Origin of the sequence: Kitasatospora sp. NPDC057512 (assembly GCF_042802135.1) — a bacterium.
Lineage (GTDB): Bacteria > Actinomycetota > Actinomycetes > Streptomycetales > Streptomycetaceae > Kitasatospora.
Genome location: NZ_JBHVET010000279.1, coordinates 1 through 9,935, shown reverse-complemented (window position 1 = coordinate 9,935; position 9,935 = coordinate 1). Strand labels below are relative to the sequence as shown.

8 protein-coding genes and 1 pseudogene are annotated in these 9,935 nt (G+C 73.7%); 8 read left to right on the top strand and 1 reads right to left on the bottom strand.

What is annotated here, in order from left to right:
• Window positions 1-443: pseudogene (locus tag ACFU6K_RS19535) on the bottom strand (aminomethyl-transferring glycine dehydrogenase); the annotation flags it as partial.
• Between the two features lie 153 nt (window positions 444-596).
• Between ACFU6K_RS19535 and ACFU6K_RS19530 the strand changes: the two are divergent.
• The 8 genes from ACFU6K_RS19530 to ACFU6K_RS19495 all read left to right on the top strand — a co-directional run bounded on the left by ACFU6K_RS19530 (window position 597) and on the right by ACFU6K_RS19495 (window position 9,898).
• Window positions 597-1,931 (top strand): ABC transporter substrate-binding protein, encoded by a 1,335-nt coding sequence (locus tag ACFU6K_RS19530; protein ID WP_380664610.1) that lies wholly within the window; start codon window positions 597-599, stop codon window positions 1,929-1,931.
• A 10-nt stretch (window positions 1,932-1,941) separates the two neighbouring features.
• The gene (locus ACFU6K_RS19525; protein WP_380664609.1) at window positions 1,942-2,874 is read left to right on the top strand and encodes a carbohydrate ABC transporter permease; all 933 of its coding nucleotides are present in this window, start codon (window positions 1,942-1,944) and stop codon (window positions 2,872-2,874) included.
• Window positions 2,871-3,731 (top strand): carbohydrate ABC transporter permease, encoded by an 861-nt coding sequence (locus tag ACFU6K_RS19520; protein ID WP_380664608.1) that lies wholly within the window; start codon window positions 2,871-2,873, stop codon window positions 3,729-3,731. The genes ACFU6K_RS19525 and ACFU6K_RS19520 overlap by 4 nt, the downstream gene beginning before the upstream one ends.
• Entirely contained in the window at window positions 3,728-5,824 is a 2,097-nt protein-coding gene (locus tag ACFU6K_RS19515; protein ID WP_380664607.1) for a beta-galactosidase, read from the top strand. Before ACFU6K_RS19520 ends, ACFU6K_RS19515 begins: the two co-directional genes overlap by 4 nt.
• Window positions 5,821-8,019 carry a trehalase family glycosidase gene (locus tag ACFU6K_RS19510; RefSeq protein WP_380664606.1) on the top strand — a complete coding sequence of 733 codons (2,199 nt, stop codon included), beginning with the start codon at window positions 5,821-5,823 and terminating at the stop codon, window positions 8,017-8,019. The genes ACFU6K_RS19515 and ACFU6K_RS19510 overlap by 4 nt, the downstream gene beginning before the upstream one ends.
• Window positions 8,020-8,061: 42 nt before the next feature.
• Complete coding sequence (locus ACFU6K_RS19505; RefSeq protein WP_380664605.1) at window positions 8,062-8,769, top strand: ribonuclease H; 708 nt, start codon at window positions 8,062-8,064, stop codon at window positions 8,767-8,769.
• Between the two features lie 129 nt (window positions 8,770-8,898).
• Window positions 8,899-9,600, top strand: a complete 702-nt coding sequence (locus ACFU6K_RS19500; protein ID WP_380664604.1) for a hypothetical protein — start codon at window positions 8,899-8,901, stop codon at window positions 9,598-9,600.
• A gap of 85 nt (window positions 9,601-9,685) precedes the next feature.
• Window positions 9,686-9,898, top strand: a complete 213-nt coding sequence (locus tag ACFU6K_RS19495) for a hypothetical protein (protein WP_380664603.1) — start codon at window positions 9,686-9,688, stop codon at window positions 9,896-9,898.
• The last annotated feature ends 37 nt before the right edge of the window (window positions 9,899-9,935 follow it).

Genomic DNA, 9,935 nt, shown 5'->3' with positions numbered 1-9,935 from the left:
GCCTGGAACCCGTCGTACGTCGGCACGTTGACGACGTCGACGGCCAGCAGCTCGGCCATCAGCGACTGGTACTCCCACAGCGCCTGGAAGCGGCCGTGGTCCTCGTACGGCTCGCCCGCGTAGGCGGTGAGGAACTCGCTGCGGTTGACGATCTCGTCCACCACGGCGGGCACGTGGTGGCGGTAGCAGCCGGCGCCGAGGAAGCTGCGGCCCGGCGGGACGGCGGTGTTGCGGGAGAGCAGCTCCTCCATGTGGGCGACCAGCCGGGCCTCGGAGCCGAGCGGCTCGGGCAGCCGCAGCGGGCGGTCCAGCCGGAGGGCCGCGGGGATGTCGGCGTAGAACTCTTCGACGTCCTGGGCGCCGACCTCCGCCAGCATCGCTTTCCTCACCTGCGGGGCGGAGTTGGGGATGTACGGGTGGGTTCGGGGGACGCGTGTGCTCATGCTGGCACCTTCCGCGATTTCAGTCACAAGCCTTGACGGGGTTGTGAATGCTGAGTTCTGTATACAGCATTCGGCATTCACCAGTCGGGAGGCAAGATGTCCGCACGAACCCGGCACAGAAAAGATCCCCAACCAGCCCATGACCAGGGCGAATTGACATCGGGTCCGACGCGGCGCCGGATCCTCTCCGCCGGACTCGCGGGCGGCGCGCTGCTGATGGCCGGAGCCACCGGCTGCGCGACCGGCGGCGCCGGCGGCACCAGCGCCAAACAGCTCACCGGCAGCCCGGGCGCCGCCCTCTCCGGCAAGGTCGTCATCTGGTCCTGGGACGTCGCCGCCAAGGCCATGCAGCGGCTCGGCAAGGCCTTCGAACAGGCCCACCCCGGCACCACGGTCGACGTGGTGGACATCGGCTACGACAACGCCTACGACAAGATCACCGTCGGGTTCGGCGCCGGCAGCGGACTGCCCGACATCCTCACCGTCGAGGGCCACAAGCTGCCCACCTACATCGGCAACTTCCCGAACGGCCTGGTCGACCTCACCAGCCGCGCGGAAGGCCTCAAGTCCCAGTACGCGGAGTCGTCCTGGCGGACCGTCACGGACGCCAAGGGCAAGGTCTTCGCCCTGCCCTGGGACAGCGGGCCGTGCGCCCTGTTCTACCGCCGCGACCTGTTCCAGCAGGCCGGCATCGACCCGGCCGGCCTCGCCACCTGGGACGACTACCTCACCGCCGGCACCGCGCTCAAGGCCGCCACCGGCAGGAAGCTGCTCATCCTGGACGCCAAGCAGGACAGCCTCTTCGCCATGCTGCTCCAGCAGCAGGGCCAGCGCTGGTTCACCGACGGCAGGGTCGCCGTCGCCACCCCCGCCGCCGAACGCGCGCTCACCCTGCTCAAACAGCTCGTCGACCGCGACCTGGTGGACTTCGAGAACGGCTGGGACGGGGCCGTCTCCGGCACCCACGACGGCAAGGCCGCCACCACCCCCACCGCCGCCTGGTGGGACGGCACCCTCACCACCGACATGGCCGACCTCGGCGGGAAGTTCGGCGTCGTCCCGCTGCCCGCCTTCACCCCCGGCGGCCCCCGCACCTCCAACAGCGGCGGCTCCACCCTGTGCGTCCCCGCGCAGAGCCGGAACCCGGAGACGGCCTGGGCGTTCCTCTCCTTCCTGCTCGCCGACAAGGCCAACCAGGCCTCGATGATGCAGCACGAAGGCCTCTTCCCCGCCTACCTCCCCGCCCTGGACGACCCGTACTTCCAGCAGCCCGCCCCCTACTACGGCGGCCAGCCGGCCATGCAGCTGTTCGCCGGACTCACCCGCGCCATCCCCGCCGTCGAGCTCACCGCCGACGACTCCAAGGCCGGCGACATCGTCACCACCGCCGTCAACCAGGTGCTGCACAACGGCGCCGACCCGGGCACCGTCCTGCGCTCCGCCGCCCGCCAGATCGCCACCGCCACCGGCCGCCAGACGGTCGGGTAGGGCGGGCCCGATGACCAGCAGCCCCCCGGCCACCCTGCGCAAGCCGTCGGCGCCCACCCGGGCCGCCCCCGCCCGCCGCCGACGCTCCCCACGCACCGCCGCCTGGCTGTTCGCCGGGCCCACCACCGCGCTCTTCGTCGCCTTCTTCGCCTATCCGCTCGGCGCCAGCCTCTACCAGAGCTTCACCGCCCGCCGCGACGGCGCCGACGTCTGGGTCGGCCTGGACCAGTACCGGCGGATGTTGCACGACCCGGCGTTCCTCCACTCCCTGGTCAACACCGGCCTGATCCTCGCCGTCCAGGTGCCCGTGATGATCGGCCTCGCCCTGGTGCTCGCCGTCCTGCTCAACCAGTCCTGGCTGCGGTTCCGGGCCGGCTGGCGGGCGGTGTTCTTCCTGCCCGCGATCACCACCCTGGTCGCCTACGCCGTGGTCTTCCAGGTCCTGCTGCGCACCGACGGCGGCCTCGCCAACCAGCTCCTCCAGGCACTCGGCCTCGGCCCCGTCGACTGGCTCAACTCGCCCACCTGGGCCCGGATCTCGCTGATCGGCTCGGTCACCTGGCGGTGGACCGGCTACAACGCCGTCATCCTGCTGGCCGGACTGCACGCGATCGGCCGCGACCAGTACGAGGCCGCCGCCCTCGACGGCGCCGGCACCGTGCGCACCTACACCGGCGTGATCCTGCCGCAGCTGCGCCCGGTGGTGCTGTTCTGCGTCATCACCTCCACCATCGGCACCCTGCAACTCTTCGACGAGAACTACGTGCTGACCCGCGGCGGCCCCGGCGACGCCACCCTCACCCCGGTGGTCTACCTCTACAAGGTCGGCTTCCAGCAGCTCGACTTCGGCTACGCGGCCGCCATCGCCTGGGTGGTCGTGCTGATCATCGCCGCGGTCTCGCTGCTCCAGTTCCGGCTCTACGGAAGGGAACGCCGCCGGTGACCACCACCCTGTCGCCCAGGTCCGGCCGCACCCCGCTGCCCGCCCGCCTCGGCCGCGCCGCCGTCCTCACCGCCCTCGCCCTCGGCGCCGTGCTCAGCCTGGTGCCCTTCGCCTGGATGCTGATCGCCAGCACCCACAGCAGCTCCGAACTGTTCCACTCCCCGCCGCCGTTCCTGCCCGGCGGCGACCTGCTGCGCAACCTGGCGCACCTCCAGGAGACCATCGGCTTCGGCCGGGTCATGCTCAACAGCCTCGGGATCGCCGTCGTCTACACCGCGCTCAGCTCACTGCTGTCCGCGATGTGCGGCTACGGGCTGGCCAAGTACCGCTTCCGCGGCCGCGGGCTGCTGCTCGGCCTGGTGCTGGCCACCATGATGATCCCGTTGCAGGTGCTGCTCGTCCCGCTGTTCCAGATGATGGCCAGCCTCGGCTGGATCGACACCTACCAGGCGGTGATCGTCCCCTTCCTGGCCAACTCCTTCGGCATCCTGCTGATGCGCCAGGGCTTCCTGGACTTCCCCGACGAACTGCTGGAGTCGGCCCGGATCGACGGCTCCGGCGAGCTGCGCACCTTCTACCAGGTCGTCCTGCCGTGCGTACGGCCGCAGTTGGGCGCGCTGGTGATCTTCACCTTCATGGGCCAGTGGAACGGCTTCATCTGGCCGCTGCTGATGCTCAACACCGAGGACAAGTACACCGTGCCGGTCGCGCTCAACACGCTGACCGGGCTGACCCACGTCGACTACTCCGGCCTGATGCTCGGCTCCCTCCTGGCCACGCTCCCGCTGATGGTGCTCTTCCTGCTCTTCCAGCGGCAGTTCGTGGCCGGCCTGCTGGGCGGAGCCGTGAAGGGATGACCACGACCGTGACCACCGACCGCCTCACCCGGGTGCCCGGCCTGCTGTACGGCGGGGACTGGAACCCCGAGCAGTGGCCCGAGCAGGTCTGGGCCGAGGACGTGAAGCTGATGGCCGAGGCCGGGGTCAACCTGGTCACCGTCGGCGTGTTCTCCTGGGCCCGCCTCCAACCCGACGCCGACAGCTGGGACTTCGGCTGGCTGGACCGCCTGCTCGACCTGGTCCACGGGCACGGCATCGCCGTCGACCTGGCCACCGCCACCGCCTCCCCACCCGCCTGGCTGGTCCGCACCCACCCCGACCTGCTGCCCGTCACCGCCGACGGCGTCCGGCTGGAGTTCGGCTCGCGCCAGCACTACTGCCCCTCCTCGCCCGCCTACCGCGAGGCCGCCGTCCGGCTCACCCGGGCGCTCGCCGAACGCTACCGCCACCACCCCGCGCTCGCCCTGTGGCACATCCACAACGAGTACGGCGACCACGTCGAGGAGTGCTTCTGCCCCGCCTCGGCCGTCGACTTCCGCCGCTGGCTGCGCGAACGGCACGGCGGCATCGAGGAGTTGAACCGCTCCTGGGGCACCGCCTTCTGGTCGCAGCGCTACACCTCCTTCGAGCAGATCGAGCCGCCGCGCACCGCGCCCGGCCCGGTCAACCCCACCCAGCTGCTGGACTGGCGCCGGTTCTGCTCGGACGCGCTGCTCGCCCTGCACCGCGCCGAGAAGGCCGTCCTGGACGAGGTCTCACCCGGCGTCCCGGTCACCACCAACTTCATGTCGATGCTCAAGGCGCTGGACTACTGGGAGTGGAGCCGGCACGAGGACCTCGTCTCCGACGACGCCTACCCCGACCCGGCCGACCCGCGCGCCCACGTCAACGCGGCGATGAACTACGACCTGATGCGCTCGCTCAAGGGCGGCCGCCCCTGGCTGCTGATGGAACAGGCCCCCTCCGCGGTCAGCTGGCGGCCGGTCAACGTGCCCAAACGCCCCGGCCTCTACCGCCTCTGGTCGCTCCAGGCGCTGGCCCGCGGCGCCGACGGCGTCCTGCACTTCCAGTGGCGCGCCTCGGTGGCCGGCGCCGAGAAGTTCCACAGCGCGATGCTCCCGCACCGGGGCACCGCCGCGCGCGGCTGGCAGGAGACCGTCCGCTTCGGCGCCGAGCTGCGCCGCCTCGGCGAGATCGCCGGCAGCCGGCTGCGCGGACGGGCCGCCGTCCTGCTCGACTGGGACAGCTGGTGGGCGCTGGAACTCGACGACCACCCCTCCGCCCGGATGCGCTGGCCCGAACTGCTCCGCCCCTGGTACGCGGCGCTGCACGAGCGCGGCGTCACCGTCGACTTCGTCCCGCCCACCGCCGGGCTCGACGGCTACCCGCTGGTGCTCGCCCCCAACCTCTACCTGCTCGACACCGCCACCGCCGACCGCCTCACCGCCTACGTGCGGGGCGGCGGCCGGCTGGTCTGCGGCCCGTTCAGCGGCATCGCCGACCGGCACGACCACATCCACCCCGGCGGCCACCCCGGGCCGCTGCGCGAACTGCTCGGGATCGTGGTGGACGAGCACTGGCCGATCCCGGACGGCGCGACCACCGCCGTACGGCTGGACGGCACCGGGCCTGACGGCCCCCGGTCGGACGGCGCCGAGGCGCACGCCGAGCCGCACGGCGCCGAACTGCGCGCCGAGCGCTGGAGCGAGTGGATCGAGACCGAGGGCGCCGAGACCCTCGCCCGCTACGCCTCCGGCACACTGGCCGGTCTCCCGGCCGTCACCCGCAACCGGTTTGGTGCCGGCACCGCCTGGTACCTGAGCTGCCACCTCGGCGCCGACGTCGGCCGGGTGCTCGACCTGCCGCTCGCCGAAGCCGGCGTGGGCGCCGAACTGCCGGACCTCCCGGCGGACGTCGAGGCCACCCGCCGCCACGCCGCCGACGGCCGCCAGTACCTCTTCCTGCTCAACCACGGCCCCGTCGAACGCCGGGTGCCCCTCGACGCGCCCGGCACCGACCTGCTCACCGGCGCCGCCATCGGCGACGCCGTCACCCTCGCGCCGCTCGGCGCCGCCGTCCTCCGACTCCCCGCCACCGAGGAGCGCCCGTGAACCCGCTGACCCGCCGCCACTTCCTCGCCGCCTCGGCGGTCGCCGCCGCCGGCACCCTGGCCGCCCCGGCCGCCGCCCACGCCCAGGACGGACAGGACGCCCAGGACGGACCGGAAGGACCGGAAGGACCCGACGTCGAGCACTACGCCGACGTCCTCGACCTGCACGGCACCCCCGCCCAGGCCTACCCCGGCGACGCCCGCGGCAACAACCCGATCACCGTCTTCGCCGACCTCGGCGCCTGGCACGCCTACGCCCTGCCCCGCCCCACCGACCCGCAGGGCGGCTTCACCGGCCCGCTGTACCTCGCCCAGGAGTACCCCTGGTGGCTCAGCGACGGCCTGACCCGCCTCCAACTCACCGAACAGGGCCGCCCCCTGGACCTCACCGCCGGAGCCCCAGCACGCGGCACCTCCCTGCCCGGCCTGCTGCGCCTGACCCACGACCTCGGCGGCGGCCTCGCCCTCACCCTGGAGCTGCGCTTCGCCGGCAACCGCACCGCCCTGCTCCGCGCCCGGCTCGCCAACACCGGCCCGACCGTACGGACCCTCGCCGCCGCCTGGACCGGCCGGCTGCTGCGCCCCGCCACCGGCCCCCAGCGCGAGGCGCCGAAACTGGTCGCCGCCGAACGCGGCGTGGAGGTGCGCTTCGCCAGGGTCCGGCAGACCTGGGACTACCTCACCGACGGCACCGAGCGCTTCGCCGTCCGCCACGCCCGGCCCGTCCGGGTCGTGCTGAGCGCCGACGGCGACGGCCACCGCACCGAACTCGCCGAACCCGTACGGCTGGCGCCGGGGGAGACCCGCAGCCTGGACTGGACCGAGAGCTACACCTTCACCGAGGCCGAGTACGCCCAGGCCGCGAAGGAGGCGGACACTGCGCTGCGCACCCCGGAACGGGTCGCGGCGGAGGGCACCGCCCGCTGGCACGGGTACCTCGTCCGCGCGACCGAGGGCGTCCCGGCCGCCCGCCGCCGCACCGCCGCCAAGTGCGTGCAGACCCTGGTCACCAACTGGCGCAGCCCGGCCGGAAGGATCCGGCACGACGCCGTCACCCCCACGCTCTCCTACAAGTGGTTCAGCGGGGTCTGGGCCTGGGACACCTGGAAGCAGGCCGTCGGCACCGCCGCCTTCGCCCCCGGCCTGGCCGCCGACCAGATCCGGGCCGTCTTCGACCACCAGGTCCCGGCCGGCTCCGCCGAGCGCCCGCAGGACGCCGGGATGGTCCCCGACTGCGTCTTCTACAACGACCCGGCCACCGGCGGCGGCAACTGGAACGAGCGCAACTCCAAGCCCCCGCTGGCCTCCTGGGCGGTCTGGGAGGTCTACCGGCGCAGCGGCGACCGCGCCTTCCTGCGCGAGATGCTGCCCAGGCTGACCGCCTACCGGGACTGGTGGTACCGCACCCGCGACCACCTCGGCGAGGGCCTGTGCGAGTACGGCGCCACCGTCGACCCGGCCAACGCGACCGCCGAGGACTGCCGGGAGGCGGCGGCCTGGGAGTCCGGCATGGACAACGCCCCGCGCTTCGACACCTCCGCCGTCGTCCCCAACCGGGACGCGCAGGGCACACTGCTCGGCTGGTCGCTCGACCAGCGCTCGGTCGACCTCAACGCCTACCTGGCCGCCGACCACCGCCACCTGGCGCTGATCGCCGCCGAGCTGGGCGACCGGCCCGCCGCCGACCGACTGCGCGCCGGCGCCGAGCGGATCGACGCCGTCGTGCGCGACACCATGTACGACCCGGCCACCGGCTGGTTCCACGACACCGACCTGGCCACCGGCGCCCGGCTCACCGCCCGGGGCCGCGGCATCGAGGGCGCGATCCCGCTCTGGTCCGGCACCGCCACCGCCGCCCAGGCCCGTACCGTCCGCCGGCTGCTGCTCGACCCGGCGGAGTTCGGCACCGCCATGCCGTTCCCCACCGTGGCCCGCAGCTCGCCGTCCTTCGACCCCGGCGGCTACTGGCGCGGACTGGCCTGGCTCGACCAGACCTACTTCGCGATCGAGGGCCTGCGCCGCTACGGCTGGGAGCAGGACGCCCGGCGCACCGTCGAGCGGCTGCTGGCCACCGCCGCCGGACTGGCCGGGGGCGGCCCGGTGCGGGAGAACTACGACCCGCTGACCGGGGAGGGGCACAGCTCGACCAACTTCAGCTGGTCGGCGGCGCTGCTGCTGCCCCTGCTGCGCACCTGAGCGGCTTTGTCTCCGGGCCGTCCGACCAGGCATGATCGGGGCATGGTCGAACGAGTCATTGCAGCGTGTGACGGAGCAGCCAAGGGCAACCCCGGGCCGGCGGGCTGGGCCTACGTGGTCGCGGACGCCACCGGGGCGCCCCAGCGCTGGCAGGCCGGCGCGCTCGGGCACAGCACCAACAACGTGGGCGAGCTGACGGCGCTGCGGCAGCTGCTGGCCGCGACGGACCCGGCGGCGCCGCTGGAGGTGCGGCTGGACAGCACCTACACCCGCGACTCGGTGACCAAGTGGCTGAAGGGCTGGAAGCGCAACGGCTGGAAGACGGCGGCCGGCAAGCCGGTCGCCAACCAGGAACTGATCCAGGCGATCGACGCCCTGCTGGAGGGCCGGGACGTCACCTTCGTGTACGTGCCGGCCCACCAGGTGGACGGCGACCCGCTGAACGCCATCGCCGACAAGGCCGCCAGCGACGCCGCCCGCACCCAGCAGGACGCCTCCGGCACCGCCGCCGACCTGCCGGTCCCCGACCCGGCCGTCGCCTCCAAGGCCCCCAAGGCCCGCAGCCCCCGTACGGCATCCGCGTCCTCCACCGGCGGCACGGGCGCCACCAAGCGGAGCGGCGGCTCGCGCACCCTGAACGCCCGCTTCCCCGGCACCTGCCCGTGCAGCCGCTCGTACGCCAAGGGCGACAAGATCACCAAGGTCGGCAGCTCCTGGGGCCACCCGGAGTGCGCCGCCGCCCACGCCTGACCCGCCCCCGTCCGACCGCGAGTACGCCGACGACCAGCGAGTACGCCGACGACCGCGAGTACGCCGACGCCACCGGGTGAGTATCCGTACTCAGGCGGTGGCCCGGCCCGGCGGTGGACGATGGTGATCATGAGGAATCGCGCAACGAAGGACGGGCCGGGCCGCCGCACGGCCGTGCGGGTCACGGCAGTGGCCGGGGCCGCCGGGGTGCTGGTGCTCGGCACGGTCGGGTACACGGCGTACGGGGCGGCGGAGGCGGCCTGGACGGGCAAGCCGTACCCCGTGGCGGATCCGGCGGCCGTCGCGCGGCACCTGGACGCCCGGACGCAGACCGTCTACGAGGCCCTCGCGCTGCGCCCCGAGGTGGCGCCGGCGCCCGACCGCGGCGGGGACGACGGCATCACGGCCCGGATCTACGACGCCTGCCCCGCCCGGGGCCTCTCCCACCTCCTGGAGAGCATGAACGACACCGGCGCCGACCAGCCCCGCACGGCCGCCCTGCGCGCGCGGTTCACCCTCACCGGGGTCACCCGGGGCGAGTGGGAGGAGGCGGTGGGACGGGCCCGGCAGAGCCTGACCGCCCAGGGCTGGACGGTCGCCTCCTCCGACGAGTCCGCCCCGGTCCCCAGCCTGACGCTGACGCCACCGGACACCGGCCCGGGCTCCCTCGCGGAGAGCGCCTCGCTGCGCTTCGACCCCGCGTACCGGACCCTCGCGGTGAGCGCGGGCAGCGAGTGCGCCCGCTACCCCGACGGCACACCGGTGGACCAGGCGGGCAGGCCGGCCGACCTGCCGACCGCCACGGCGCCGACCCGGCCCCCCGGCCGGTGACCGCGCCCGGCTCCGGCCGGAGGTGAACAGCCGGGCGCCGCGCACCGTACAGACGAGTGGGCGGGCCCGAAGGGAGGTGAGCCCGGTGATCGTCTCGGAGACGGCGGAGTTCCACGTCGGGGACAGGGTGTGGGTCTACCGCCAGTCCTCCTACGCCGCGGTCGAGTGCGCCGTCGTGGTCGGCGCCCCGGCGGACCGCAGCCTGCGGCTGGAGTACGGGGACGGTCACCGCGGCCACCTCCGCGAGGGGCGGGTCGAACTGCTCGCCCCGCGCTTCGGCCGGCCGTCGGACGGCTGACGGGGGGAACGCGGCCGACAACGCGCGACCGGCCGAC

Excerpts from the sequence above, each read along its gene's own strand:
- ACFU6K_RS19500 (WP_380664604.1), top strand. The coding sequence starts at position 8,899 with ATGAGGAATCGCGCAACGAAGGACGGGCCGGGCCGCCGCACGGCCGTG.
- ACFU6K_RS19505 (WP_380664605.1), top strand. The coding sequence starts at position 8,062 with ATGGTCGAACGAGTCATTGCAGCGTGTGACGGAGCAGCCAAGGGCAAC.
- ACFU6K_RS19515 (WP_380664607.1), top strand. The coding sequence starts at position 3,728 with ATGACCACGACCGTGACCACCGACCGCCTCACCCGGGTGCCCGGCCTG.
- ACFU6K_RS19525 (WP_380664609.1), top strand. The coding sequence starts at position 1,942 with ATGACCAGCAGCCCCCCGGCCACCCTGCGCAAGCCGTCGGCGCCCACC.